The sequence below is a fragment of the Bordetella tumbae genome (genome assembly GCF_054780995.1).
Window position 1 is genome coordinate 95,091 of the sequence record NZ_BAAGVG010000026.1, and the last position, 26,567, is coordinate 121,657.

Here is a 26,567-nt window from a genome sequence, read left to right on the forward strand (position 1 = left end):
AAAAAATTAATCAAAAACCTTCAGCCGCGGCATCAAGCCCGAGCCAATTTCTTGCGCCGGGCGATCTGCTGGCTAGCCACCCAGCATCCTATCGACAACGCCGCACTCGCGGCCATCCCCAGCGCCAGCAACAACGCACTATGAAACAGCAACGGCGCCACGACCCCGGACACCGTCGCAAAAATCGTCATTTGCGCAGAGCTCTGCAATGACGAGGCCAGCCCCCGCATCTGCGGAAAAATCCCCAGCACCATGACCGTCATGCCCGGCAACGCCAGCGACATCCCCAACGCATAGATAAAAATCGGGATCACCGCCCACGGCACGGTGGCTTGCCAGATCAGGTTATAGAGGACGTTGACCACGGTACCCGATGCCATAATGATCAGGCCCACGCGGATGAACGTCGACGCACCGACTCGCCCAGCGAGCTTGGAATTGATCATCGAGCCGATCACCATACCGGAGATGAACGGAATGAACAGCCAGGCGAACGCCGTTTCCGGCAGCAGGAGAATTTCCATGATGAAGCTGGCTGCCGACGAGATATAAAGCGCAAACCCCGAGAACGCAAAACCCACCGCGAGGATCGCGAACAGGAACTGGGGGTTACGCAATGCCAGCGCATAATTGCGCAGAATCGTTCCCAGCTTCAGCGGTTGACGTGCCTCTGGCGTCAGGCTCTCGGGCAGTTGGCGCCAGCACACGGCAATCAGCACCACCGTGAACACCGTCAGCAACACAAAGGTTGATCGCCATCCCGCGTGGCTATTCAAATAGCCCCCGATAACAGGCGCAATCGCTGGCGCCAGGCTGAAGACCATCGTGATATTGGCAAATAGCCGTTGTGCCTCGGGTCCTTGGAAGCGGTCACGCACCAGCGCCTGCCCAACCACCCGGCCGGCCCCGGCGGAGCAGCCCTGCACCATGCGAAAAAACAATAGCCAGCCAAACGACGGTGCCAGCGCGGAGCCCACGGACCCAATGCCAAACATCACCAGAGAGACAATGATGATGGGACGCCGCCCAAAGCTATCGGACAACGTGCCCCAGAACAGACTCATGACAGCAAAACCGGCGAGATACAGGCTCAAAGTCTGCTGCACCATGGATTGGCTCGCGCCGAACTCATTGCCGATACTTAAAAACGACGGCAGATAGGCGTCAGTCGCAAACGGGCCCAGCATGGCCAGACAGGCCAGGATCACCGTCAGGGTACGGATAGAGGTCATTAATCAACAATCTTAGGCAGGTAAAGAACCCGCCAAGGATAGCCGACAAAAGTGGAATAATGATGGAGATTGCCCATTATTGCGGACGGCCAGCCTCGATCCATTGCCGCGTCTGCGTCATCGTCAATCGATAGCGCGCGCAGTTATAGAGGTCCAATGCCTGTAACTCCCGCAAGAGTATGGGTTGAAACTGCAGAATGTCTGGCGCAGGCAAGCCAAGCAAAGCCACCGCGGCCTCGACGTTCATCCTGTCGCGCACCACTGCGCCGACCGACTCCGTCAAGGCGTCCCGGAACCGTAACCTCACGGGGTCTGGAATGCCCATCGCATCGAGTAAGATCGCATACTTCTTGACCGACCGTCGATACGCGGATTCAAACAAATCCACGGCGAGCGCTACATTGCAGCGCTCGTACACCCCCATCATCGCATAGGCATAATCTGGTGTTTCCACGGACAAAAACGATAAGGGAGCGCAGTTATAGAGCATCAGCGGTATGTTGGCTGACAACCGGCTGGTACGCTTATTTCCGTCCTCAAAGGGTTGCAGATAAGCCAGATTCACCCAGAGAAAAAATGCCGCCTCGATTGGGTTTTTGATCAACTTTGCCTTATCTACGACGAGCCCAAGTATCTCTTGCAATAAAGAAGGAACCTGCAATGGAACGTAAGTGGTCCCACTGATATTGACGACCTTTTGGCGTACGTTGCCCAGATGACTGGCATCGACCAATAGGTCTTGCATCAACATGGCGTGCAGGTTACGAATCAAGGCCTGGGTCAAGCCATATTCGGGCACCGCATCGACCAGAAACTCGATAGCGATCTTGTGATTGAGCAGCATCACCGCATCCAGATCATTTCCGGCCGATCCGTTTTTAAACAGTTCCTCGGTGTCCAGTCGTGAATAACGATTGCCCTCCAGGCGTGACGACGACCAAGACAAATCGATGAGCAATGCCCCCAGGACCTTGCGCGCATAAGTGCCCGCGGGTTGTTGCCCTTTCATGCGCCCTTCGTCATAAAGCGATTGCGCTAAAACGGGAGGCAGCAGGGAACTCTGGTTCGGCACGTAATTGTCAACGAACGCGCGCTGATATCCCGCCACGTCACGTGCACCAAGAGGCTGACGCAATTCCAGCAACAATGCCTGCCCGGCGCCGGACCACGCCATCGGGTCCATTGGCACATAGGATTGGATCGGCTCGGCAATCGTACTCACTGCAGACGACGCAGTGACGCGATAGCGTGTGGCACGCCCTTGGCCCTCGCGAACAATCTCCCCGGTCTGCAAGAGGGCATCCAGATAACGCTTCACGGTGGACACGCTCACCGCAATGCGATGGGCTATCTCATTCGAACTGAGTCCCCGCACGTCAGGCTGCGGCTGCGCGTGCATCACCTGCAAAATCTGCTCTCGGGTAGCCATGATCAGTCCAAATCAGCTCAATACGGGCAATTTTAACAATTTTCAGCCCATTTTTGGGCTGATTTAGTCCGAAACTGAGCTGATTAGAGCCGTATTGTGCGTGAAAGGACACATTTACGCCTCATGCAACACATGCAGTTATCCCAACTGGCGCCAGCACATGCCGCCTCACCCAGCCGGCTCGACCTGGGGCGCGGGCGTCGCTCCACTCAGGCCCATTGCCCCCGCTACGTCTGGTCCGCCCAATCGGTCGATCATCGCTGCTTGGTCGGCTTTGGCCAGCCGATCGACGTGCTCAGGATCACATATCGCATAGAGCGCAGCCCTCATATCCGCCAACACCGTCGCGTACTCGGGGTCCGCAGACAAATCGTGCAGCTCCTCTGGGTCTGCATCCAGATTAAAGAGTTCAGGTTCAAAACGCACATAATGATGATATTTCCATGGCCCTCTGCGCAGCATGAATCCCGCTGTATTACTGCCTGCGGCGTGATACTCACTCAACACGGCGCGAATTGCGTCGTCGGGCGCTCTGGAGACTTCAAATAGCGAGCGCCCTGGACGTGAACCCATCTGAGGGCGAGGATCCACGCCCACCGCCTGCAATATCGTCGGATATAAATCCAGCAGATCCACCGGCGTGTTGCACACCGAGGCCTCCACGTCCGGCCCGGACAGAATCATCGGGATCCCCACGCTTTCTTGATAAAGCGTGGATTTCCCCCACAAACCACGGGTGCCCACGTTATCACCATGGTCCGAGGTGTAAACCACATGCGTAGAATCGGCCAGGCCCAACGCATCCAGCCCGTCCACGATCTGCCCCACATTGCTGTCCAGAAAACTGCACAAACCGTAGTAGGCCAGAAACGCCCGCACGCGCTCGTCTTCGTTCTGAAATGTCTCTTCGCTACGCTCGAAATCGGCATAGGCCTGCACCCAAGGATGACGCGTATAGCCGCCTTTGGGATGCAGCTTCGCCTCGGGAATCTGACGCGCCTCGTATAAATCAAAAAACGCTTGCGGCGCAATCAACGGGAAATGCGGCGCGACCAAGCCTACGTACAAGACAAAAGGCTCTCGGCGGCGTGCGGCATCACTCAACCAATCCAACGCGCGGCCGGTCACCGATCGATCGTAAGACGTGTACGTAGACTCACCACTACCGATGCGATCTCCCAGCATACGTTTGCGCCCCTCGACCGGCAGATAAGGATCGCGGATAGAGGCCCACACCATGCCGTGTCCACCCACCACATGCATCGGAATATGCTCGGCGTCGAATCCGACTGGGTCCTCCTCATTGCGGTAATGCAGCTTGCCTATGCTTTCGACACGAATGCCCTGCTGTTGCAGGACATGCCCCCAACCGCTGGGGTCACCGACGTAGGGCATCGCGTTATCCCAATGGCGGGTTTGATGGACTCGATGTCCAGTCGCGAACGCCGCCCGTGCCGGGACACAAATGGGACTCGGCGTATAGGCATTTGCAAAACGCACGCCTCGCGCCGCCAACGCGTCCAAATGAGGAGTCAGGATAAAAGGATGCCCTGAGCAACCCATGAATGCGGGGTTATGCTCGTCAGACATGATGACAATGAGGTTCTTACCTTTCATGGTGCGTCCTGAAGTCTCGGGCCAATCGGCCCTTTAAATCTCGGGGGTATAGCCGCTGTCCTGAACGATCTGGTTCCAGAACGCGTAGTCCTTGTCGAGCTGCTGTTTCAGGGCCTCGGATGCCGTAGCCTTACACCGGAAATACAGTTGCTGCATCGCTTGCTCAAAAACGATCGAACCCACCGCGTCGATCACCGCCTGGCTCAAGGCCTGAGCGCTTTCTCTGGACATATCTTTATGCCCAAGCAAGGTGAAGTACTCAGTCATGGTCAGATCCGGATATCCAGCAGCGGCAAATGTCGGCACATCCGGCACGCTCGGAGACGGGGCCGTGCCGGTCGTGGCCAGAATGCGAATCTTGCCCGCCTTGTGCATAGGAATCAGGTTGGGCAGCGTCGTGATCAAAGACGGCAACGTTCCCCCGACGGTGTCACTCAGCGCCAACGATCCCCCTTTATAGGGAACGGCCGTCAGCGGCACATGCGATGCCTTGGCCAGCATCGCCCCAAGGAAACTCATGACCGTGCCCGCCCCTGGCGTGCCATACACCGCCACGCGAGCATCCCGTTGTGCCAACGCCAGAAAATCCTGCAGTGTCTGGGCAGAGCTGTCCGCGCCCACCGCAAAACCAAAAACGAATTCGCTGGCAGTGCCTAACGGCGTGAAATCATGAGGCGTATAGCCGAGATTTTTATAAAGATGCGGATACAACGTCAGATTCGTCGAGGGCGTCAACAGCACCGTGTTTGCACCGCCGCCTGCCGCCAGCAACGCGTCCACCGCGATACGGCCACCGGCTCCCGCCTTGTTCTCGACGATGGTGGTGAAACCCTGCGTGCGCATCCCTTCGGCCAGTGCACGTGCGACGAGATCCACCGCCCCACCAGGAGCAAAGCCCACCAACATACGCAACGGCGCACTCGCGTAAAGCTGCCGTATCGGCAGCATGCTACAGCCGAGGGCAGCGCCAAACGCGCCCAGGAACTGCCTGCGTCGTGCTTGCATACTTGTCTCCGTGACTCACGTATTGTCTATTTCTGTAGGCAAGCGTAAGGCGACGCAGACATAAAAGACAAATATTATTTATCTTCCGGGAATATAAGATTTTTTATATATAGGTCCGTCTGCTATCGCAGCAGATCATCACAGGCGCGCTTCGATTGCAGGAACCGACAGCACAGCGCGATTCACACAGCAGCGCTCAGTACCGGCGCCAGCCTGCCACGCAGGATTTTCGCTTTGATCAGACGGCGCAGCACAATGTCTATGCCCTGCTCAACCGCCAGCACCGCGCGGCCTGGCTCACTCTGGGCTATACGGACGATGGACTGCGTACGAGACAAGACCGGACGCACGATGCGCCGTACTCCCATACCCGGATCGCCACGCATCAACTCCCATCCCGCACTGTCCGGCAAAATCGCGAACGCCATGCCGTCCCTCACCAGCGCAAAGTTCAATACAGGATCATTGATCTCGTATTTCACATTCAGCGTGCAACCCAGATCCAATGCCGTGCGTTCGATCAATCTACGCAAGTCATGATCACGATTAGGAGCCACCAAGGGGCGTTGCCCGATGGCAGAAAACGCGATTGTCTTACCCAGGCGATCGAACATCGCCTCGACACCGAATAGAGAAAAGCCCTCCTCATACACCGGTTTGCAATACAAGCCCGGCAACTCGAACGCATTGGGCATCAGCGCCACATCCAACTGACGCGATTCCACGGCAGACCGCATCTCGCTGGACAACGCGGAAGACAACACCAGGCGAATCTCGGGATAAGTCTGTTCCACATGCCGCACGAGCGGTGCCGCAAGCATCTGCGCCAGCGATCTCGCCATACATATGCGCACAGGGCCTCGGGGTGTGCCGGACAGCCCCAGCACGTCTTCCTTTAGCGACTCCAATTGATCGAGAATCGACGTTGCGCGCAGTTGCAGACGCTTGCCCTCAGCCGTCAAGGCAACGCCTTTAGCATGACGCTCGAATAAGACGACACCCAATTCCGACTCAAGCGCCGCCACATGCTGACTCAAGGCAGGCTGCGCAATACGCAACACCGTGGAGGCTAGCGACAGGCTGCCGCTGTGAGCGATTTCCAGGAAATAACGTAATTGGCGTGGGGTCATCGCAATCCACCGAGAACCTTTTCCCTTATCGTGTGGCGGGCCAGTGTCATGGAGTGCATTCGCATAATGCTCGATCAGCAAGACGATAAATGTAGCAGCTTATCCTGAGCCAGCATGGCCAGCGGGTTGCCGCCGAGCAGCAAGTCCTTTATCGTGCGCGTTACATGCCTCGCGGAATGAGTCCGCCCTATTCCAGGTAACTTCAAGGAAATGTGGATGACGGAAGAACGCCCAGAAAAGAAAGATCCCATGATTCCCGATGGAGAAGTCAATCCCATCGATACCGATTATCAGGTCGGTCAGGACAACATCATCGTTAACGTCGGGCCGTTCGGCCTCGATATCCACAACCCGGTATTCGGCGTTGCGGGCGGACTGGTGATTTTGTTCGTCGCATTGACATTGGGTTTTCACGATCAAGTCGAGTCGCTATTCAGCGGGATGAAGGACTGGCTGACATCGACCCTCGATGGATTCTTCCTTGTAGCCGGCAACATTTTTGTGCTGGTGTGCCTGATCGTCGCCTTCTCGCCGCTAGGCCGGGTACGATTGGGAGGAACGGAAGCAAAACCCGACTATACGTATCTAGGCTGGTTCTCGATGCTGTTTGCCGCCGGCATGGGTATCGGGCTGATGTTCTTCGGTGTCTCCGAGCCCTTGACACACTTCGGCACCGCGTTTGGCGGCATCGAGATGACCGACGGCATCCGGACCGACTGGGCTCCCCTTGGTGCCGCAGCCGGCGATGCACAAGCAGCCACCCGCCTGGGTATGGCGGCCACGATCTACCATTGGGCGCTGCACCCGTGGGCCATCTACGCCGTACTGGCACTCGGGCTAGCGCTGTTTTCGTTCAACAAGGGACTGCCACTAACGATCCGCTCCGTGTTCTACCCACTGCTGGGCGAGCGCGTGTGGGGCTGGCCAGGACATGTCATCGACATCCTCGCCGTACTGGCCACGCTATTTGGCTTGGCCACCTCGTTGGGCTTTGGCGCGTCGCAGGCCAGTTCAGGCCTGCACTTCCTGTTCGGCACTCCTCAGGGCATCACCGTTCAGATCGTACTGGTCGTCGTCATCACAGGCATCGCGCTGTTCTCGGTTGTCGCAGGGTTGGATGCGGGGGTCAAGCGCCTGTCCGAGATCAATATGGCGCTGGCATTACTGCTGTTGCTGTTTGTCATCGCCGTTGGACCGACGCTGGAAATCATCAGTGGATTTTTCTCGAACCTCGGCGCCTATCTGCAGTATCTGCCGGCGTTGTCCAACCCGGTAGGGAGGGAAGACACTAATTTCCTCCAGGGCTGGACCGCCTTTTACTGGGCATGGTGGATCTCTTGGTCCCCCTTTGTCGGCATGTTCATCGCGCGAGTCTCGCGCGGCCGCACCGTGCGCGAATTCATTATCTCGGTGCTGATTGTGCCTTCGCTGGCGTGCACCTTGTGGATGACAGTATTCGGCGAAACGGCGATCTCGCAAGTCGTGCGCAACGGCTACGAGGCTGCGCGCGATGCAGAATTGCCGCTGCAGCTGTTCATGATGCTCGATGCGCTGCCGTTGAAAGAGATCACCTCCTTCATCGCGATCATACTGGTAGTGGTGTTCTTCGTCACTTCTTCCGACTCTGGATCCCTGGTCATCGACGTCATCTCCGCTGGCGGCAAAGTCGATGCCCCAGTCCCGCAACGCGTGTTTTGGGCCGTGTTTGAGGGGCTCGTGGCCATCGCACTGATTCTCAGTGGCGGGCTGGTGGCCTTGCAGGCCATGGCGGTATCGACCGGGCTGCCATTTGCCATCGTGTTGCTCGCAGCAACGCTCGCGATCATCAAGGGGCTGATGTCGGAACCACGGCGCTAAGAAAAGCCTGAGGGCGGGGTAGCACGCAACGCCCTTGCCCTCAAGCTATCGACACAGTCACGCATCCCTCCTCGTATCGAAATCATGCAGATCGAGCAGCTTGAAATCTTCGATTTTCTCCGCTCCCACCCGCCTTTCGATGCCTTGCCGCACGAAGCACTGGAGCGTGTGACCGCGGCCGTCGACGTGCGTTACTACAAGGCAGCTGAACAGATCGTGGAGTTCGGACAGCCCTCCGAGTACTGGTATGTCGTACGCAGCGGCGCAGTGGAAGTCTTTCGACGCACTGGAACCTTGTATAACCGCCTGACATCTGGCGGATACTTCGGAGAGTTCGGCTTGTTGCGCCACGGCCGGGTTCGTTTTCCGGCACGTGCACTGGAAGACTCGCTGATCTATCTGATTCCGCAGTCAGTATTTCTCGATTTATTCGATAACAATGAGGCGTTCGCGGATTACGTCGAGATCGAGGACCGCACCCGGTTGCGGCAAGTCATGTCGCGCCGCGAGGATGCCAATGATCTGCTGTCGGCGACCGTCGACACTCTGGTCACGCGCGAGGCTGTGACCCTGGGCCGCCAGGCCAGCGCGCGCGAAGCGGCCGAACGCATGACACAAGAAGGCGTGTCCTCGCTATTGATCGTCGATGACAATCCCGACATTCCTGGTCTGCCGTTGCTGTCCGGGATACTTACCGACCGCGACCTGCGTACGCGGCTGCTTGCGCCGGGCTTGGTTCACGACACGCCAGTGGCCGACATCATGACACCCCATGTAGTAACGGTGTCGCACAATCAAGTCATATTCGAAGCGATGCTGGCGATGCTGCGCCATAACGTGCATCACCTGCCAGTGATGAAGGACCAGCGTCCGCTCGGTATCATCGCGCTGTCGGACATCATCCGTTATGAGTCACGCAACAGTCTTTTCGTAGTTGGAAGCATCTTCCGCGCGCAAAATACGGATGAACTGGCGGCACTAGTGCCCGACATGCGAGCCTGTTTCACCCGCATGGTCGCTGAAGAAGCCAGCGCCCACATGGTAGGCAGCGCGATGACTGCGATTGGGCGCGCCGTGAAACAACGTCTGCTGGAACTCGCTGAGGCCGAGCTCGGCCCGCCCCCTGTGCCCTATTGCTTTCTGGCGCTGGGGTCAATGGCTCGCCAGGAACAGCTCATCGTCACCGATCAGGACAACGCCCTCATCGTGGACGACCGCTTTGATCCCGTCCAGCATGACGCCTGGTTCAAGGCGCTCGCCACCTTCGTCAGCGATGGGTTGGCACGCTGCGGCTATTCGTACTGCACAGGCGGCGTCATGGCGACCAATGAAAAATGGCGTCAGCCGTTGAAAACATGGGAGCGCCTCTTCACCGATTGGATCGAACGTCCAACTCCCGAATCGCTGCTTCACGCCGGCATATTTTTTGACCTCGATGGCGTATGGGGCCGCACGGAATGGGCAGTGCGTCTGCGCAAGATGATTGCGCGCAAGGCCCAGGGGAACTCTCGATTCCTCGCGTGTATGGCACGCAATGCGTTGCTGCGCACACCTCCATTGGGTTTCTTCAAGGACTTCGTCGTCGAATCCGATGGCCGCCACACGCACGCCATCAACATCAAGCGCCGCGGTACCGGCCCATTGACTGACCTGATCCGCGTTCATGCCCTGGCAATCGGCTCGCCGGCACTCAATTCATTTGATCGACTGCGCGAGATCATCGATGCTGCGATCCTGCCGCTGGGGCGAGGTCAAGATATGTACGATGCTCTGGAGTTCATCACCATGGTGAGGGCGCGAGTCCAGGCTGATGAACTGACTGCAGGCAATGAGCCCGATAACAGCGTAGAACCCGAAAAACTTTCGGACTTCGAACGCAAGAGTCTACGCGACGCGTTCCTGATACTGAGCAACGCGCAGAAATACCTTAAGTACCGTTATCAGCCGGGACGGTCCAATTAAAAATGCTGCACCTGGGAAACCTACGAACTGAGCAGGATGCCCGCCGCACCACGTTTGTGCACGACTGGCCGCGACACTTTTCGGAGTTGACCGAAACGGCTCGCGACGCTCGCCTCAAGGCCTTCTACGCACAGGGCACGCCGTCCGGCGACAGCCCCTTGGATAGCGTCCCCCTTGTTGCTCTCGACGTGGAGACTACCGGTCTCGATACCTCGCATGACGAAATCGTCAGCATCGGCGTCGTCCCCATGACATTGGCGCGCATTCAGGCAAGTGCGTCCCGTTACTGGGTGGTACGCCCCAAGGCAGAACTGACATCGGAATCGATAACGATCCACGCCATCACTCACTCGCAGATCGAGGAGGCTCCAGATTTGGAGGCAATCCTCGATGATTTGCTGCAGATGCTGGCGGGCCGCATCATCGTCGTACATTGCCGCGACATCGAACGCAGTTTTCTGAATGCGGCACTCATGACACGTATCGGCGAAGGCATAGAATTTCCGGTCATCGACACCATGGAACTCGAAGCGCGGCTGCACCGCAAACCGCCCACCCTGTTTTCCAGGTTGATAGGCAGGCGAACGCAAGCAGTTTCCATCCGGCTTGCGCCCAGCCGCGCACGCTACCGGCTGCCGCGATACCGCGCCCACCATGCGTTGACTGACGCATTGGCCAGCGCGGAACTGTTGCAGGCACAAGTCGCACACAGATTTTCACCACAAACCCTACTGCGCGAGCTGTGGCGTTGAGAGGCATTCTTTGTTCCTCGGCATGAACTTGCTCACGGCATCCCCGAGCGTATTTGCGTGCCCTGGCTTTGGTAAAACGCGGCCACTTTGATACACTCGCTTGCTGGGTGTCAAGCAAACTTCACTTGCTGGGCAGGTTAACGCGCAGGTCGGGCCGCCGCGCGGAGTAACTTCGACCATGCAAGACACCACTTCCTCTTTCTTTGAAGTCGCAGCCGCTATTATTTTTGCAGTGGCCCTGCTCCATACGTTCGCTGCCAAGCAATTTGAACGGCTCTCTCATCGTTTCCCGCGCCACGCCGGCTTATTTCATCTGCTAGGCGAAGTGGAAATCGTCTTTGGATTCTGGGCTGCCATTCTCATCGCATTCATGGCGTTGACTATGGGCGGCAGCGAAGCATTAGCGTACGCTGAATCGCGCAACTACACCGAACCATTATTTGTATTCGTCGTCATGGTGGTAGCGGCCTCGCGGCCCATACTGCAAACCGTCATGGCCATGATCAATGCGATCGCGCGAATGGTGCCTGTCCGTACCTCTGTGGCGACAGCATGGTTGGGACTGGCCGTCGTACCGCTAATGGGTTCGCTCATCACCGAACCTGCGGCGATGACGATTGCAGCACTGATGCTCGCTCCGCAGATTTTCAGGCCTGCAATGCCAAATGGGGCCAAGTACCTCGCGCTAGGCGTTCTCTTTGTCAACGTGTCGATCGGTGGAACACTGACGTCATATGCCGCGCCGCCTGTTCTCATGGTGGCCAGCACGTGGCAATGGGACTCTGCATTCATGCTCGCCAACTTCGGATGGAAGTCGGCATTGGCTGTTATTGTGAATGCGACCATCGCGACGCTCGCCGTCCGCACGCACATCGACAACGTGGCCTTGAGCTCCGGCACCACGTCGAATACCAAGCCCGTACCGGTGTCTGTGGTCGCAATACACCTTGCCACGTTGGCGGCCGTTGTCATGCTTGCCCATCACCCGGTGGCCTTCTTGGGAATTTTTCTCCTTTTCCTGGGGTTTACTCACGCCTATGAGCGCCATCAGAGTGCCCTCATTATCAAAGAAGCCTTATTGGTCGGCTTCTTTCTCGCGGGTCTTGTGGTGCTAGGGGGGATGCAGCAATGGTGGCTGCAACCCGTCGTATCGAGTCTCGAACCCATCGCCCTGTTCTTCGGCTCTCTAGGCTTGACGGCTATTACGGACAATGCCGCCCTGACTTACCTCGGATCATTGATCGAGGGAATGTCCGACGACGCGAAATATATGCTCATGGCAGGGGCCGTTGCCGGCGGTGGGCTGACCGTTATTGCGAATGCACCGAACCCCGCCGGCGTCGCACTGCTCAAGCGCGGCTTTTCTGACGAAACCGTCAGTGCAGGCGGTTTGCTCTTGGGAGCACTGATACCGACAGTGGTAGCGGCGGCGGCCCTGCTGCTATTGTGAGTTTGGAGTGATGTGAAAAAAGCCCTTGAGATGCTCAAGGGCTTTTGTATTTCTGGCGGACAGAGGGGGATTCGAACCCCCGATACGCTTATCACGTATACACGCTTTCCAGGCGTGCGCCTTCAACCACTCGGCCACCTGTCCTGATTCTGGACACGCTTGCAGCCGAGTCGCCTCAAAGAAGCTGGCCACAACGCGAATCCGCGATTCTAGCAGAAATGCAGACGGCGCGCTAAAGCGAAGCCCCGCCCGACTCAAGCGGGTGATAACTCCCGGGACAGGGCCGCTAACCGCATGTACCACATAAATCTAATAACACCACAACAATATCGATATGCGATATTAAAAATATGTATTGCAATACCATTGCAATGAAATTTAAAGTAGCGTCAATTGCAGTGTTCAGCTTCAGTCGTCCCCCGCCCCATGGGCCAACCAGGACCTACTCGTTGTATGCAGAACCTCACGCTACATCCCGCCGTCACACCAAGCGCGACTTCGCAGCTGGTGGAGCATGACACCCGGCATTCACTATGGTTGGCCACCGCAAATGCAACACCTGCTCTTCCGGTGTTAGATGCCAGCCGTCGCGCTGACGTCATCGTGGTTGGCGGCGGTTATTTAGGTTTAGCCTGCGCACTGCAACTGGCCAGTCACGGCGTCGATGTCACAGTGCTCGAAGCCGCCACGCCGGGTTTCGGCGCCTCCGGCCGCAACGGCGGCCAAGTCATCCCCGGACTCAAATACGATCCCGCCGAGCTGACCTCGCTATTCGGCCCGGCACAGGCCGAAAACATCATTGCATTCGCATCCACAACGGCAGACGCGGTATTCGACACCGTAGCGCGGTACAACATTCAATGTGATGCCATACGTCAGGGCTGGATTCAAGGCGCACACAACGACTCGATGTTGCGCACAACGGAGCAACGGGCCAGACAATGGATCGCGCGCGGCGCCAACGCGCAATTGCTCGATGGCCCGGCCATTACGCAGATGATCGGCTGCGCGCCGGGTCTCTATCGCGGCGGCTGGATAGACCGGCGGGCTGGTTCAGTGCACCCGTTAAATTATGCATTGGGCCTGGCCAGTGCAGCGATTGAACAGGGTGCACACGTATTCCAGCAATCCGCGGCAACGCGCATCGAACGCGACGGCCGCGACTGGCGTGTCATCACCCAGCAAGGCGCATCGGTGAGCGCGCCCCAGATCGTCCTGGCCACCAATGCCTATACCGACGAATTATGGCCACGGCTGCGCACCTCGATCGTTCCCGCGGTCAGCTCACAGGTTGCGACGGACCCGCTGCCCGCGCAACTGCGCTCGCTCATTTTGCACGAACAACAGGTCGTGTCCGATGCTCGCCGGCTGCTGCATTATTACCGCGTGGATGCCGCGGGCCGCTTGATCATCGGAGGACGCGGCAACCAGCCCTCTCGGCAAGGGGTGCAGGATTATCAGCACATCCGCCGCGCGCTGGAAGCCACCTTTCCTCAATTGACAGGGGTTTCCCTGCCCTACCGATGGTCAGGCAGACTCGCCATGACGCGCGACAGCATGCCGCATCTGCACCAGCCTGCCCCCGGCATCACGATTGCACTGGGCTGCAACGGTCGTGGTGTGGGCTTGACCACCGCGATAGGTCAGGCCATCGCCGATCATCTGCGCCTTGATAACGGTGCCGCGCTGCCATTTTCGGTAACGCCAATCCGCCCTATTCCGCTGCACAAGCTGCACCGCCTATACATCGCGGTTGCCGTGCAGTATTTCAAGATCCGTGATTTGTTCTAAAGCTGGCGCCTAGGCGCCCACCTTGCATCCTTGCCGTTGAATACATGAGGAAAGTGTTATGAGAGTCGGTGTAGAAGTGGGTGGTACGTTCACAGATCTGGTTGCCTTTCATGGCGACTCGGTCACGATCACCAAAGTCCCCAGTACCCCTCACGCGCCAGAACAAGGTGCCTTCAACGCGGTCATCGAATCGGGACTGCCCATTTCGCAGACCGAGGATTTTGCGCACGGCTCCACCGTGGCAACCAACGCAATCCTGGAGCGCAAGGGCGAACGTGTTGCATTCGTCACGACGGCGGGTTTCCGCGATATGTTGCTGCTGCAGCGTCAGGATCGGCGCAACATCTACAACCTGCGTTATGCAAACCCAGCCAGTGTGGTGGGTCGCGAGTCGTGCTTCGAGGTCATCGAGCGCATGCTGGCCGACGGGTCTATCGACACCGAGCTGGATGAAACCGATCTGACCCAGCGCTTGATTCCCGAGCTAAAGCGGGGCGAGTACCGCGCCATTGCCGTCTGCCTGTTGAACGCCTTCTCCAATCCTGCACACGAAAAACGCGTCGCGGCGATATTGACCGAATATCTGCCTGAAGCCACGGTGACGATCTCGACCGATGTCGTCAATGAATTCCGCGAATATGAGCGATCTAGCACGACCGCACTGTCAGCCTACGTACAACCCGTGATTGCCGGCTATCTGAAACGATTTTCGAGCTGGCTCGCAGAGCAGCAATTCAAAGGGAATTTCTCTGTCATGCAGTCCAACGGCGGCCGCCTGCCGGCGGACGCGATGGGCCGCAATGCGGTATCGGCGCTGTTTTCGGGCCCTGCAGCCGGGGTAGTAGGCGCCACGCGCCAGACGGGCCGCTCAGGCTTCACGAACCTGATTACCTTTGATATGGGCGGCACCAGCACCGATGTGTCGCTGATCGAGAACGGTGAGTTTCGCATGAGCACAGAGACGGTGATCGACGGTCTGCCCGTGCGCACTCCCGTGCTGGATATCGCCACCGTCGGTGCAGGCGGCGGCAGCATCGTCTGGATGGATGATGGCGGCATGTTGCGCGTCGGGCCGCGCAGCGCTGGCGCCAACCCTGGTCCGGTCTGCTACGGGAAAGGAGGCACCCAACCGACGGTGACGGATGCGCACGTGGTCTGCGGCACGATCCGAGCCGACATCAAGCTCGGCAACCACATCAGAATCGACCGCGAGGCGGCACGACAGGCCTTTAAACCCTTGGCCGACAAACTCTCGTTGAGCATCGAAGCCACCGCCGAGGCAGCCATCCAACTGGCCAACGCCAATATCGTACGCGCCATTCAGCTCGTATCGACGGAACGTGGACGCGATCCTCGTGACTATGCCATCGTCCCGTTCGGCGGCGCAGGCCCCCTGCATGCCTGCCGGGTAGCGGACGACCTCGGCGTGGACAAGGTCGTCGTTCCCCCCAATGCCGGTGTGATTTCCGCATACGGTCTGCTTGCTTCGGATTTCGTGAAGTTCGAAAGCCGCACCCACAAAGTGAGACTGACGCCCGAGGCGATCGAGCCGCTGGCATCGAGCATTCAACAGCTCAGCGATACGTTGTCGGCGCAATTTGCCGAGATCGGTCTCGCTGCGCCATATGAATGGAAAGTGAGCGTGGATATGCGTTTCGTCGGCCAGGCCTTTGAGGTCGCCGTAGACCTGAGCCCCGAGGATCTGCAGGCGCTATCCGATGACATGCTGCGTGCACGTTTTCTGGAAGCGCATGAGCGTATCTATTTCCATGGCGCGAAATCCAATCGGGCGATCGAAGTCATCAGTTTGCGCGTATCGGCCAGAAAGCCATTGGCCAAGATCCCCCACCTCGTGCGGGAGCAGCAAGCATCCCATCCGATCCCCGACACCGAGTTATTTGGCGATGGAGCATGGCACGTTTGCCGCCGGGTCGCCGAGGGCGCCTTGCGTGTGGGCGAGCCGCTGAACGGCCCCGCTGTCATAGAAGGGGTGACCACCACGGTCCTGATTCCTGCCGGCTGGTCCAGCACGCTGGACACCAGTGACAACCTGATTCTGACGAGGAAAGCGTAATGAATGTTTCAGCAATCGACTACGCGGTGATCAGCCAGGCGCTTCACGCCGCCGCCAACGAGATGGGCGCCAAACTGATCCGTTCGGCCTATTCAACGGTACTGCGCGAGGCGCGCGACGGTGCGTCGGCGCTGCTGGATGCAGCGGGCAATGTCGTCGCTCAGGCAGATCTGATTCCCATGCAATTGGGCCCCATGAGCATGACGATCAAACCATGCCTGGAACGCCATCCAATCGACACTCTGGAGGAAGGCGATTTCTTTATCAATAACGACCCGTTCGAAGGCGGTCAGCATCTACCCGATGTCTTTATTTTTACGCCCATATTTGTCGATGGGAAAGTGATCGGCTTTGGCGCCAGCGTGGCGCATCACCTGGATCTAGGCGGCGGCAGCCCAGGGTTAAACAGCAGCGCTACCGACGTGTTTCAGGAAGGGCTGAGGATTCCACCGTCAAAATACAATATGCATCGTGACTGGAATGGCGGTGCATTCGAACGGCTGGTCGCAGCCAATGTGCGCGTACCGGATTTGACGATTGGCGACTTCAACGCGCAGCACTCGGCCAATGCCATCGGTGCGGACCGTGTACGGGCTCTCTGCCAAAAGTACGGCGTAGATGCCGTGTGCGAGGTGATGACTGAGTTCGTGGCCTATTCCGAGCGTCGCATGCGGCACGCGATTTCTCAGATCCCTGACGGCGTCTACTACGGCGAAGACGCCGTCGACGATGACGGTACGAACGACGCCCCATTGACTGTCAAGGTCAAGGTCGAGGTTCGTGGGGATGAGATCTACATCGATTTCACTGGCACCTGCGATCAGGTGATGCGCAATGTGAATTGCCCGCTGTCCTCGACGCATTCTGCTGCACTGAACGTCGTGAAATCCGTGGCATCCGAGAGCGAGATCCCTTACAACGAGGGCATCAAGCGTCCTATACACATCCATGTCCCACCCGGCACGCTGCTGAATCCCACTCACCCAGCCCCCGTCAGGGCGCGTATGGAGGCCGCGTATCGTGCGTTCAACGCCATTATGAAAGCGCTGGCCAAGGCCTTGCCAGAACGCGTGATTGCGTCCGGATTCGACACCACGGCCGTGATTTGCTTCTCTCGCCATGACTCGGCGGGCTATCACATCAGCCTGGAAATCTTCGGTGGCGGATACGGCGCATCCGCGCAAGCCGATGGCTGCGACGCCGTAGATTCGCCCCTGTCGAACTGCAGCAACACTCCCATCGAGGCGCTCGATGCGCAGCACGACTTCATCCGGGTCATCGCACACAGACTCGAAGCGGACTCATTCGGCCACGGGGCACAACGCGGCGGCTCGGGATTCTCTCGACACTACAAGGTGCTTCGTGACGATGTGAAGCTGGAGCTGTACGCAGATCGTTTCCGCATCCAGCCGTCCGGCCTCTTTGGCGGTACGCCTGCGCAATTGGGCAGGTGCACAGTACACCGAGGATCAGAGCAATTCGAGGTCTCGTCGAAATCGTCGACATGGCTGAAAAAAGGCGACGTCATCGAGCTGTTCTGCGGTGGTGGCGCCGGCTACGGCGAGCCCTCGCAACGGTCGCGCGACGCGATACATAAAGATCTGGTCACGGGCCTGCTGACGCCAGAGACTGCCCGCGCCGCGTACGGATATACATCCTGATTCTGGTCTCATTCCTGCTGTTCTTTCATGAAGCAAGCATTATTAGACAAGGGGTATAAACATGGATCGCCGCAACTTCATCAAGATTTCCGGTGGCTTGGCGCTGACGGGACTGCCACTGCAACGCGTACTCGCTGCTGACAGCGGCACTTTCCCAATGGGATGCGCCACCCCCATGTCGGGGGTATTCGCAGAAATCGGCAAGTACAGTCTCATCGGTGCGCGAGCCGCGGCGCTGGATGTACCGGAAGTCCTCGGCAAAAAAACCCGTATCGTCTCCATCGACTCGGAGGGCAACCCCGGCGTGGCGGTGCGCAAAGTCCGTGAAGCCGCGCAGCGCGAAGGACTGCGTTATGTGAGTGGCGCATTGCTATCCTCAGAAGCCATCGCGGTCGGCAAGGAGATGAATCGCGAAGGTGGCGTAGCCTTTATCGGGGCCGGCGCAGATGAGGTCACTGGCGCGGACTGCAACATCTCGACGTTTCGCTGGTCCAGTACGACCTATGGCGCGATCGAACAGACAGTGCGCCCGCTGGCCAAGATGATGCCTCAGGCCAAGCGCTGGTACACGATCACACCGCAGTACGTGTTCGGAGACGCCTTGTTGAACAATGCAAAGCGCATTTTCAAGGAAATGGATATCGAGCACGTCGGCAACAGCTATCACTCGTTGACCGAACAGGAATTCAGCGGTTATCTGACCAACGCCATGGCCGCAAAACCCGATGTCCTGCTGATCCTGAACTATGGCGCACAATCTTCGGCCACGCTGCGCCAGGCGATTTCGTTTGGCATGAAGAACAGGATGACGATCCTGATGGCGTACTCGGATGGCGTCACACAGTTTCATGCGCTCGGAAAAGATATCGTCGAAGACGTGTACTTCGGCTGCCAGTATTGGCATGGCGTGGATGCGCCTGTAAACAAGCACTTTGTTGAACTGTGCCGCAAGAATTTCAACGTCACACCGCCCTATAACAGTGCATTGACATATATATCGACGCGACTGACGCTGGAGGCCATCAATCGCATCGGTTCCGACGATGCAGCGAAAGTCATCAAAGCGCTCGAAGGCTGGAAATATGACGGACTGACCGGACCGGAGGAGATCCGCGCGTTTGACCATCAGGGCATCAAAAAATACTACCTGATGAAGGGCAAGAAGGCGTCAGAGGTTACTGACCCCAATGAAATGGCGGTGATCGTCAGTGAGGGCGAGTCGACGATCCCCATCGCGCAAAGTGTCTGCAAGATGGTCCGCACCTGACCGAGGCGCGGCGTTCATTACTCCTTCTCGGGAAAGGGACCTCATGACGCTTTACCTACTGCAGATCTTCAATGGCATAGGCGTAGGCATGCTTTATTTCCTGATGGCGGTCGGCTTGTCGATCATCTTCGGGTTATTGCGGTTCGTGAATTTCGCACATGGTGCGTTCTTCATGATCGGCGCTTATCTCGCCTATGCCATCGTGGTATCACTGGGGCTGGACTTCTGGGTCAGCCTGATCGTGGTACCCATCGTGGTGTTCGTATTCGCGATCGCGCTGGAACGCGTGCTGTTGCGGCACGCCTACCGGCTGTCGCATATGGCGCAGATACTGCTGACGTTCGGCTTGTCGATGATCCTGCAGGAACTGGCCATTGTCCTCTGGGGAACCGATGCGCTGCACATGCCCACCCCTCAGGCATTGGGTGGAATCGTCGAATTCGGATCATTCATCTATCCCACCTATCGCTTGTTCGTCATCGCATTCACCGCAGTACTCGCGCTGGTTCTCTGGTGGTTGCTCGAAGGCACCCGTCTAGGAGCTATCGTGCGTGCCGGCAGCGAACACGGCGATATGACTTCGCTGCTGGGGCACGATATTCCCAAGATTTTCATGCTCGTCTTCGGCCTGGGCGTGGCATTAGCCGCCTTGGCGGGAGTATTGGCCGCCCCCATTAGAGGGGTGGAGCCGTTCATGGGACTTGACGGACTCAGCATCGCGTTCGTTGTGGTCGTGATCGGAGGCATGGGCAGCTTTTCCGGGGCCTTGGTCGGAGGACTGTTGGTGGGCGTGCTGCAAAGCCTGCTCAGCAGCATCTGGCCCGAGATGGCGCGTCCCGTCATCTATGTATGCATGGCCATGGTGCTGCTGATGCGCCCATACGGACTATTTGGGAGAGGCTGATGGAAAGCAGACTCATGCGTATTGCCAACCGGACCGCGGCGCCACTGCTGTTGTTGCTGCTGCCCTTCATACTACCCAGCTACTCACAGGCCAATGAGGTGTTGATTTTTGCCATAGCAGTGCTGGGCTGCAATCTGCTATTGGGCTATACAGGGCTGTTGTCGTTTGGCCAGGGTATCTTCTTTGGCATGGGCGCTTATGCAGCGGGCTATGCAGGCACCCATTGGGGCGCGGGCCTGTTTTCCATGCTGCTGATTGGGGCCCTCGTCGGCACGGCAGCGGCGGTGCTGGTGGGATTTTTCTCGATACGGCAACGGGGTGTTTATTTCGTGATGCTCACGCTTGCCTTCGCTCAACTATTCTATTTTCTCGCCTATTCATTTCGAGACATCACCGGCGGTGACAACGGCATGACGGATATTCCTCGCCCGCCTTTGTCGTTATTTGGCGTGGCGGATATATCGCTCAGTCAATCCTCCTCGTTTTACGTATTTAGCGCCGTATTGTTTTTATTGGCTTTTTTTGCGCTACAACGCATCATCGGATCGCCCTTCGGCTCTACCCTGGTCGCCATCCGGGAAAACGAGGTCCGTGCTGCGGCAGTGGGCTATAACGTGCGGGGATTCAAACTCGCAGCATTTGCATTCTCTGGCCTGTTGACCGGGCTCGCGGGTGCGCTGTATGCGCCGTTTCTGGGCATTGCCACCCTGACGACCATCGATGTCACGATGAGTCAAACCATTTTGATCATGACCTTGATAGGCGGCGGAGGATCTCTGGCGGGGTCATTGGTCGGTGCCCTCTTTTATGTCGTCCTGTCATCATGGTTGTCGACCATCTGGCCACGCTGGCCCATGCTGATAGGCTTTCTACTCGTATTCATCAGCATGTCCACGCCGGGAGGACTCTGGGGTGGCGTACAACAGGCATTGAGATCGTGGCGGGTATCAAGGAGGACTGAACATGCGCAATGACAATGCGGTCCTCGAATCAGCCATGATCGAGACCCAGGGACTGGGCAAGCAATTCGGCGATTTTCATGCCGTTTCCGGAGTGGACCTGCGTATCCAGCGGGGCCATATTCATTCTGTGATCGGCCCAAATGGCGCGGGAAAATCCACGCTGTTCAATTTGCTGGGTGGTGCATTGCTGCCCAGCAGAGGCAGTATCCGCTTTTCAGGGCATGACGTCACTGGACTCTCGGACACCCAACGGGTGCATCGCGGCATGGCTCGCTCGTTTCAGATCACCTCCTTGTTCGGACAGTTGTCCGTGCGCGAAAACCTGCGGCTCGCGGCGCAAGCCGTCATGCGGCGCGATGCTGCGTGTTTCTGGAAGCGCGTCGAACGCGTAGAGCAGGCCTCGCAGAGGGCGCAGACTCTCATTGAGCGCTTGAACATGCAGCGCTATGCCGACGTCTGCGCAGGCACCCTGGCACATGGTCAGCAGCGCATGCTGGAGGTCGGCATGTGTCTGGCTGCACGGCCAAAACTGCTGTTGCTCGACGAGCCGACATCGGGAATGGGCGTCAATGATTTGCCGGTGATGCGTGACTTGATCCAAGAGGTGGCGCGTGATCACACGATATTGTTGATCGAACACAACATGAGCATTGTGTTGACGATCAGCGATCGGATCACCGTCATGGCGCAAGGCAAGGTGCTGACAGAAGGCACCCCGGATCATATTCAAGGCCATGCCGACGTCCGCCGCGCATATTTGGGATCGGGAGCCTTATCTTGAGCACCTTGTTACGCCTACACAACGTGAATGGCTACTATGGATCCAGCCATGCGATTCGAGACATCAACCTGCACGTCGACGAGGGCGAGATTGTCACGTTGCTGGGACGTAATGGCGCAGGCAAATCGACGACACTGAAAACCGTAATGGGCATGGTGAAATGCCAAGGCGGAAAAGTATCTTTACGCGACCGGGACATCAGTGACGAAACGACCCACCGGATCGCCCGTGAAGGGGTCGCGCTGGTCGTCGAAGACCGGAAAATTTTTTCGCTATTGACCGTCGAGGAAAACCTGCGCGTCGCGTTGCGTAAAGGATCTGCCTGGGGGCTGGACGATGTCTACCGACTATTTCCTAGACTGCACGAGCGCCGTAAAAATGGCGGCGGAAAGCTCTCGGGTGGGGAACAACAAATGCTGGCGATCGCTCGCGCGCTGTTGGGCGGCCCGCACTTGCTGCTGTTGGACGAACCCACCGAGGGCCTGGCGCCCGTGATTGTGGAGCAGATCACGGAAACGCTGGTGCAGATCGCTGCACGTGGCATGACAATTTTACTGGTCGAGCAAAATCTGGCAGTCTGCGAAAAACTGGCATCGCGCCATTACATTCTGGAAGAAGGCCATATCGTTTATCATGGCAACGCGGATGAATTCCGAACTGCCGACGATATAAAACAACGTTATTTAGCGGTTTAGGATTGAATAAAGCGCCTACTGGCATGCGGACACACCATGCAAGCACAACAAGAGCGGGTCGCGCCGGCCCTGGAGCATCGATGAAGCGTGATCAGAGCACCCCTCGCGATAATCCGCTATTTGTACAGGTCCTGGAAAAGGGTATCGAAGTCCTGCGCAGCTTCACTGCCCAGCGCCGCACCATGACACTGGGGGAAATCGCTGAGGTGACCGAGCTCAGTAAAAGCTCGGTACAACGCATCGTCTACACGCTGGAGAGCCTGGGATATGTGATGAAACATCCGCAAACGCGGCGGTTTCAGTTGACGACCAGAGTCATGGATATCGGCTACAACTATCTCGCGGCCGATACACTGGTCGATGTCGCCAATCCGTTTTTAGCGGAGCTCTCGAATTCGACGGGCGAGACTGTCAATCTGATGGAACCCAGCGGGCATGAGATGGTGTACGTGGCACGTTTTGCCAGTCATCGATTCATTCCTATGCACATGCCGATCGGGTGCCGCATCCCCATGTTCTGCACGGCGTCGGGACGGGCGTATTTGTGGGCATTGCCTGAGCCTGAATGCGATGCGCTGCTGGACACTATCCCCATGCAGGCCTATACGCCCAACACCGTTACGGACAAGCCGACATTAAAAGCCTTGTTGCATGAGGGCCGGCGATTGGGCTATTCATTGAATACCGAAGAGCTGTACGCAGGTGATATGGCTATTGCCGTACCGATCATGGGAGGGCAAGGGCAGCCCATCGCTGCGCTCAATGTGATCACGCCACCCAGCCGTTGGACGCTGGAGACCGTACGGCAGCAGATCGCCTCCAAGATCATGGAGTGTGCCCGCTCAGTCAGCAATGCGGTGCGTGCCTTCGGTTAAGCGATCAGCCTCACTGGCTGAGGCTCGCCACGAAATGCCTGGCGGCTGCCGGCAGCTCCGCAAAACTGACGGCGTACAGGTTCAGCGTGCGTTCCGCCCATGTGTCCGTCAACGGCACGGCCCGCAACCGGCGCGGCCTGCCGACAGACTGATACGCGCCCTCAGGCATGACGCCCACGCCCAGATCGCATTCGATCATGCGGCACATGGCGCTCAGGCTATCGACCTCGATACGCTGCCGCAGCATGCGCCGCCCGCTTTGCGCGGCACGGCTCAACGTTTCCTGAATGATGCTGCTGTCGCGCAAGCCTATCTGCGCATGATCCAAAGCCTGTTCATAAGCCAGTTGCTGATGCTCGGCCAATGGATGAGTACGTGGCATGACCAAGACCATGCGTTCACGCCGATACGGCAGCGATTCCAATCCCCCCGCCTCATCGCTGGGGCTGCAGATACCCAGATCGGCCTCTCCGTCCCTCACGGCCTGAGCGACTCGGCGGCTGGTCGCTTGGCGCAGATCGATGCGTATCTCGGCGTGCTCTCTCATGAAAGCAGCGATGTCCTCAGGCAAGAACTGCTCGACAGCCGAGGCATTCGCGCTCAGACGCACCACGCCTCGCACGCCGCGGGCATACTCGCTCAGATCGGCGCGCAGGTATTCGACCTCCTGCAAGATCGCGTGCGCATGCCGCAACAGCAACTCGCCCGCCGCGGTGGGCCGTACGCCTCGGGCATGGCGTAGCAACAGAGGCGTCTGAGCCAGGGATTCCAGTTCGGCAATCCGCTTGCTGACCGCAGAGGCCACCAGTTGCCCCTGCGCAGCCGCCCTGGCAATGCTGCCGGACTGACACGTCAAGACGAACAGGTCCAGCGTCGAGAGATCAACGTGACGTAAAAAGCTGCGGGGAGAGGCGAACATGGACATGAGGAGACGGGCGCGCGATAGCGCTATGGCTGGATAACGCGAAACGGAATGGGTAGGCAGATTTCATCCTGGAGTAGAGGCATCGTAACGCAACACCGCGGCCAAGCCATCTCCTTTAGGAACGGCTCGCTGAATTTTCACCGCTTCTCATGGATGGGGGGATTTCCATAGCATCGAGCTTTTGCCGACGGACATCCTATGCTTCTCTCCGTTTCCGACGCCCCGCGTGTCGCCCAGGCGTTAGTGACGCTGGGCGCCGTGCGCATCGCATCAGATCAACCCTTTTTCTATACCTCGGGCTGGGCCAGCCCGGTCTATGTGGACGCCCATGTCTTGATGTCGGATGTGCAATGGCGCACCGAGGTCATGGATATCGCCGCACGCGCGGTCGCCCCGGTCATTGCAGAGGGCCAGATCAATGCCATCGTGGGCACAGAGAGCTCGGGCATCGCCATCGCAGCCTGGCTGGCCGAACGGCTGCAACTGCCCATGCTGTATTTGCGCAAGCGGCCAGTAGGCTGGGGCATCACCGCTCAACTCGAAGGCCGGCTGCCCCCTGATGCCCGCGTACTGCTGGTCGATGACATCACAACCGATGGCCGCTCCAAGGCAGGCGCGGTCGCAGCGCTGCGCCAGTCGGGACCCACTGTGGAACATGTAATGGTCCTGCTGGACTATGCACTCTATGCGCAGGAAAACCAGACACTCGCGAATCATTCGCTGCAGTTGCACGCCCTGGCGTCGTGGCCGCATCTGCATCAGGCACTGCTGGCCAGCGGACAACTCAATGACGCGCAGGCTGCCATGCTGGCCGATTTCGCCGCAGACCCAGTGGTATGGTCCATCGGCCACGGAGGAACTGGCGCATGACCAGCAGCCAGACATCCCCCATCCTGCGCGATCTGGCGCAAACGATGCTCGCTGAAATCCGTGAGGCCACGCATGACGGCCTGGGCGTCACGCGTGAAAGCTACGGCGCAGGCGAAGAAGCCGCCTTGCGAATTCTGGAGAACCATGCCGAACGCCTGGGCCTGGCGTATGAACGCGACCGTGCTCAGAATCTATGGATGTGGCTGCCACAAGACAAGCGGCCCGATCCCTTTGTCACGATCGGATCGCATGTGGACTCCGTCCCGCAGGGCGGTAACTTTGATGGCTTGGCAGGCGTCGTATCCGGCATGCTGGTGTTGGCCAGTCTGCACGGGCATCACGAGGACGCGCCACCCGTGCGCGTTTTGGCGCTGCGCGGCGAAGAAAGTGCCTGGTATGGCAAGGCCTATATGGGATCGCTCGCGTTGCTTGGCCGTTTGCCCGCTGCCGCGTTGAACATGGCCCACCGCGGCGGACAAGGCACGCTGGGTGACGCGATGGCCCGCTGCGGCGTCGATATCGAGGCAGTCCGCCGTGCAGAGCCGATGATTGATCCTGCCCGGATGGGCGCCTATCTGGAACTGCACATTGAACAGGGCCCGGTCATGGTGGCTCGCCAGTGGCCTGTTGCCGCAGTTACTGGCATTCGAGGGAACATTCGACACAATCACGTGCGCTGCATCGGTGAAACCGGACACTCGGGCGCGGTGCCGCGCTGGCTGCGCAAAGACGCACTGCTGGCCGTCGCGGAACTGCTGTCACGCATGGACGAACATTGGCGGGTCCTGCTGCAGATGGGCATGGATCTGGTCATGACAAGCGGCATTTGTTCGACGCCGCAGCAGTCGCACGCCGTATCCGTCATTCCGGGCGAAGTCCAACTGAGCTTTGAGGTGCGCAGCCAAGACACGCAGACACTGGAGCGTTTCTACACCTTGATGCGCGACGAATGCCGCGCCATCGAAGCCAGTCGAGGCGTGCGTTTTGAGTTCGACGAGCGCCTCTTCACAGAGCCGGCGACGATGGACCCGGCCTGGATAACAAAGCTGGAATCAGCGGCAGCACAAACGGGCATGACGCTCGAGCGGATTCCTAGCGGCGCCGGGCACGATGCATCGGTATTTGCCAATGCCGGCATTCCGTCGGCCATGGTGTTCATACGCAACGCAAACGGATCCCACAATCCGCACGAGGCCATGGATATCGACGACTTTCTGTTGGGAACCGATTTGCTTCATCGCGCCTTGAACGGCACAATTCCACCTCGCCAACCGGTGTTAGTCACAAATTGAAACAAATGGGCTAACCCATCGTATCCATATCAACAA

21 protein-coding genes and 1 tRNA gene are annotated in these 26,567 nt (G+C 58.2%); 15 read left to right on the top strand and 7 right to left on the bottom strand.

Annotated features, from left to right (window positions below; all coding sequences use genetic code 11):
• Window positions 1–32: 32 nt before the first annotated feature.
• The 5 genes from ACYVI2_RS28190 to ACYVI2_RS28210 form a co-directional block, all read right to left on the bottom strand.
• Window positions 33–1,232 (bottom strand): multidrug effflux MFS transporter, encoded by a 1,200-nt coding sequence (locus ACYVI2_RS28190; RefSeq protein ID WP_415819202.1) that lies wholly within the window; start codon window positions 1,230–1,232, stop codon window positions 33–35.
• A 76-nt stretch (window positions 1,233–1,308) separates the two neighbouring features.
• Window positions 1,309–2,661: a Fic family protein gene (locus ACYVI2_RS28195; RefSeq protein ID WP_415819201.1), complete on the bottom strand. Its 1,353-nt coding sequence runs from the start codon at window positions 2,659–2,661 to the stop codon at window positions 1,309–1,311.
• Between the two features lie 168 nt (window positions 2,662–2,829).
• Window positions 2,830–4,278, bottom strand: coding sequence for a sulfatase-like hydrolase/transferase (locus ACYVI2_RS28200; RefSeq protein WP_415819200.1), 1,449 nt, complete (start codon window positions 4,276–4,278; stop codon window positions 2,830–2,832).
• A 33-nt stretch (window positions 4,279–4,311) separates the two neighbouring features.
• Entirely contained in the window at window positions 4,312–5,283 is a 972-nt protein-coding gene (locus ACYVI2_RS28205) for a tripartite tricarboxylate transporter substrate-binding protein (RefSeq protein WP_415819199.1), read from the bottom strand.
• A 182-nt stretch (window positions 5,284–5,465) separates the two neighbouring features.
• On the bottom strand, window positions 5,466–6,413 hold the full coding sequence (locus tag ACYVI2_RS28210; RefSeq protein WP_415819198.1) for a LysR family transcriptional regulator: 948 nt from the start codon (window positions 6,411–6,413) through the stop codon (window positions 5,466–5,468).
• 216 nt (window positions 6,414–6,629) lie between these two features.
• On the opposite strand from ACYVI2_RS28210, the gene ACYVI2_RS28215 reads away from it, so the two are divergent.
• The 4 genes from ACYVI2_RS28215 to ACYVI2_RS28230 all read left to right on the top strand — a co-directional run bounded on the left by ACYVI2_RS28215 (window position 6,630) and on the right by ACYVI2_RS28230 (window position 12,434).
• Window positions 6,630–8,270 (top strand): BCCT family transporter, encoded by a 1,641-nt coding sequence (locus ACYVI2_RS28215; RefSeq protein ID WP_415819197.1) that lies wholly within the window; start codon window positions 6,630–6,632, stop codon window positions 8,268–8,270.
• Window positions 8,271–8,354: 84 nt separating this feature from the next.
• Entirely contained in the window at window positions 8,355–10,232 is a 1,878-nt protein-coding gene (locus ACYVI2_RS28220) for a DUF294 nucleotidyltransferase-like domain-containing protein (RefSeq protein WP_415819196.1), read from the top strand.
• A gap of 2 nt (window positions 10,233–10,234) precedes the next feature.
• On the top strand, window positions 10,235–10,984 hold the full coding sequence (locus ACYVI2_RS28225; RefSeq protein WP_415819195.1) for a 3'-5' exonuclease: 750 nt from the start codon (window positions 10,235–10,237) through the stop codon (window positions 10,982–10,984).
• 178 nt (window positions 10,985–11,162) lie between these two features.
• On the top strand, window positions 11,163–12,434 hold the full coding sequence (locus tag ACYVI2_RS28230) for a putative Na+/H+ antiporter (protein ID WP_415819194.1): 1,272 nt from the start codon (window positions 11,163–11,165) through the stop codon (window positions 12,432–12,434).
• A gap of 53 nt (window positions 12,435–12,487) precedes the next feature.
• Here the strand turns inward: ACYVI2_RS28230 and ACYVI2_RS28235 are convergent.
• Window positions 12,488–12,578 (bottom strand) — tRNA-Ser (locus ACYVI2_RS28235).
• Between the two features lie 309 nt (window positions 12,579–12,887).
• On the opposite strand from ACYVI2_RS28235, the gene ACYVI2_RS28240 reads away from it, so the two are divergent.
• The 9 genes from ACYVI2_RS28240 to ACYVI2_RS28280 all read left to right on the top strand — a co-directional run bounded on the left by ACYVI2_RS28240 (window position 12,888) and on the right by ACYVI2_RS28280 (window position 23,444).
• Window positions 12,888–14,225 carry an NAD(P)/FAD-dependent oxidoreductase gene (locus ACYVI2_RS28240; protein WP_415819193.1) on the top strand — a complete coding sequence of 446 codons (1,338 nt, stop codon included), beginning with the start codon at window positions 12,888–12,890 and terminating at the stop codon, window positions 14,223–14,225.
• Window positions 14,226–14,283: 58 nt separating this feature from the next.
• Window positions 14,284–16,299, top strand: coding sequence for a hydantoinase/oxoprolinase family protein (locus ACYVI2_RS28245; protein ID WP_415819192.1), 2,016 nt, complete (start codon window positions 14,284–14,286; stop codon window positions 16,297–16,299).
• Window positions 16,299–17,960, top strand: a complete 1,662-nt coding sequence (locus tag ACYVI2_RS28250) for a hydantoinase B/oxoprolinase family protein (RefSeq protein ID WP_415819191.1) — start codon at window positions 16,299–16,301, stop codon at window positions 17,958–17,960. Before ACYVI2_RS28245 ends, ACYVI2_RS28250 begins: the two co-directional genes overlap by 1 nt.
• 61 nt (window positions 17,961–18,021) lie before the next feature.
• Window positions 18,022–19,227: an ABC transporter substrate-binding protein gene (locus tag ACYVI2_RS28255; protein WP_415819190.1), complete on the top strand. Its 1,206-nt coding sequence runs from the start codon at window positions 18,022–18,024 to the stop codon at window positions 19,225–19,227.
• Between the two features lie 43 nt (window positions 19,228–19,270).
• Complete coding sequence (locus tag ACYVI2_RS28260) at window positions 19,271–20,131, top strand: branched-chain amino acid ABC transporter permease (RefSeq protein ID WP_415819189.1); 861 nt, start codon at window positions 19,271–19,273, stop codon at window positions 20,129–20,131.
• The gene (locus ACYVI2_RS28265) at window positions 20,131–21,105 is read left to right on the top strand and encodes a branched-chain amino acid ABC transporter permease (RefSeq protein WP_415819188.1); all 975 of its coding nucleotides are present in this window, start codon (window positions 20,131–20,133) and stop codon (window positions 21,103–21,105) included. The genes ACYVI2_RS28260 and ACYVI2_RS28265 overlap by 1 nt, the downstream gene beginning before the upstream one ends.
• Window positions 21,095–21,874 carry an ABC transporter ATP-binding protein gene (locus tag ACYVI2_RS28270; RefSeq protein ID WP_415819187.1) on the top strand — a complete coding sequence of 260 codons (780 nt, stop codon included), beginning with the start codon at window positions 21,095–21,097 and terminating at the stop codon, window positions 21,872–21,874. Before ACYVI2_RS28265 ends, ACYVI2_RS28270 begins: the two co-directional genes overlap by 11 nt.
• Window positions 21,871–22,569 carry an ABC transporter ATP-binding protein gene (locus tag ACYVI2_RS28275; RefSeq protein WP_415819186.1) on the top strand — a complete coding sequence of 233 codons (699 nt, stop codon included), beginning with the start codon at window positions 21,871–21,873 and terminating at the stop codon, window positions 22,567–22,569. The genes ACYVI2_RS28270 and ACYVI2_RS28275 overlap by 4 nt, the downstream gene beginning before the upstream one ends.
• Before the next feature lie 80 nt (window positions 22,570–22,649).
• Complete coding sequence (locus tag ACYVI2_RS28280; protein ID WP_415819185.1) at window positions 22,650–23,444, top strand: IclR family transcriptional regulator; 795 nt, start codon at window positions 22,650–22,652, stop codon at window positions 23,442–23,444.
• 10 nt (window positions 23,445–23,454) lie between these two features.
• Here the strand turns inward: ACYVI2_RS28280 and ACYVI2_RS28285 are convergent, their stop codons facing one another.
• Window positions 23,455–24,363 carry a LysR substrate-binding domain-containing protein gene (locus ACYVI2_RS28285; RefSeq protein ID WP_415819184.1) on the bottom strand — a complete coding sequence of 303 codons (909 nt, stop codon included), beginning with the start codon at window positions 24,361–24,363 and terminating at the stop codon, window positions 23,455–23,457.
• A gap of 204 nt (window positions 24,364–24,567) precedes the next feature.
• Here ACYVI2_RS28285 and ACYVI2_RS28290 point away from each other — a divergent pair, with 204 nt between their 5' ends.
• Window positions 24,568–25,239, top strand: coding sequence for an orotate phosphoribosyltransferase (locus ACYVI2_RS28290; RefSeq protein ID WP_415819183.1), 672 nt, complete (start codon window positions 24,568–24,570; stop codon window positions 25,237–25,239).
• On the top strand, window positions 25,236–26,531 hold the full coding sequence (locus ACYVI2_RS28295) for a hydantoinase/carbamoylase family amidase (RefSeq protein WP_415819182.1): 1,296 nt from the start codon (window positions 25,236–25,238) through the stop codon (window positions 26,529–26,531). Before ACYVI2_RS28290 ends, ACYVI2_RS28295 begins: the two co-directional genes overlap by 4 nt.
• The last annotated feature ends 36 nt before the right edge of the window (window positions 26,532–26,567 follow it).

Excerpts from the sequence above, each read along its gene's own strand:
- ACYVI2_RS28210 (WP_415819198.1), bottom strand. The coding sequence starts at position 6,413 with ATGACCCCACGCCAATTACGTTATTTCCTGGAAATCGCTCACAGCGGC.
- ACYVI2_RS28270 (WP_415819187.1), top strand. The coding sequence starts at position 21,095 with ATGCGCAATGACAATGCGGTCCTCGAATCAGCCATGATCGAGACCCAG.
- ACYVI2_RS28245 (WP_415819192.1), top strand. The coding sequence starts at position 14,284 with ATGAGAGTCGGTGTAGAAGTGGGTGGTACGTTCACAGATCTGGTTGCC.
- ACYVI2_RS28260 (WP_415819189.1), top strand. The coding sequence starts at position 19,271 with ATGACGCTTTACCTACTGCAGATCTTCAATGGCATAGGCGTAGGCATG.
- ACYVI2_RS28205 (WP_415819199.1), bottom strand. The coding sequence starts at position 5,283 with ATGCAAGCACGACGCAGGCAGTTCCTGGGCGCGTTTGGCGCTGCCCTC.
- ACYVI2_RS28225 (WP_415819195.1), top strand. The coding sequence starts at position 10,235 with ATGCTGCACCTGGGAAACCTACGAACTGAGCAGGATGCCCGCCGCACC.
- ACYVI2_RS28220 (WP_415819196.1), top strand. The coding sequence starts at position 8,355 with ATGCAGATCGAGCAGCTTGAAATCTTCGATTTTCTCCGCTCCCACCCG.
- ACYVI2_RS28250 (WP_415819191.1), top strand. The coding sequence starts at position 16,299 with ATGAATGTTTCAGCAATCGACTACGCGGTGATCAGCCAGGCGCTTCAC.
- ACYVI2_RS28255 (WP_415819190.1), top strand. The coding sequence starts at position 18,022 with ATGGATCGCCGCAACTTCATCAAGATTTCCGGTGGCTTGGCGCTGACG.
- ACYVI2_RS28285 (WP_415819184.1), bottom strand. The coding sequence starts at position 24,363 with ATGTTCGCCTCTCCCCGCAGCTTTTTACGTCACGTTGATCTCTCGACG.
- ACYVI2_RS28280 (WP_415819185.1), top strand. The coding sequence starts at position 22,650 with ATGAAGCGTGATCAGAGCACCCCTCGCGATAATCCGCTATTTGTACAG.
- ACYVI2_RS28215 (WP_415819197.1), top strand. The coding sequence starts at position 6,630 with ATGACGGAAGAACGCCCAGAAAAGAAAGATCCCATGATTCCCGATGGA.
- ACYVI2_RS28290 (WP_415819183.1), top strand. The coding sequence starts at position 24,568 with ATGCTTCTCTCCGTTTCCGACGCCCCGCGTGTCGCCCAGGCGTTAGTG.
- ACYVI2_RS28195 (WP_415819201.1), bottom strand. The coding sequence starts at position 2,661 with ATGGCTACCCGAGAGCAGATTTTGCAGGTGATGCACGCGCAGCCGCAG.
- ACYVI2_RS28200 (WP_415819200.1), bottom strand. The coding sequence starts at position 4,278 with ATGAAAGGTAAGAACCTCATTGTCATCATGTCTGACGAGCATAACCCC.
- ACYVI2_RS28240 (WP_415819193.1), top strand. The coding sequence starts at position 12,888 with ATGCAGAACCTCACGCTACATCCCGCCGTCACACCAAGCGCGACTTCG.
- ACYVI2_RS28190 (WP_415819202.1), bottom strand. The coding sequence starts at position 1,232 with ATGACCTCTATCCGTACCCTGACGGTGATCCTGGCCTGTCTGGCCATG.
- ACYVI2_RS28295 (WP_415819182.1), top strand. The coding sequence starts at position 25,236 with ATGACCAGCAGCCAGACATCCCCCATCCTGCGCGATCTGGCGCAAACG.
- ACYVI2_RS28265 (WP_415819188.1), top strand. The coding sequence starts at position 20,131 with ATGGAAAGCAGACTCATGCGTATTGCCAACCGGACCGCGGCGCCACTG.
- ACYVI2_RS28230 (WP_415819194.1), top strand. The coding sequence starts at position 11,163 with ATGCAAGACACCACTTCCTCTTTCTTTGAAGTCGCAGCCGCTATTATT.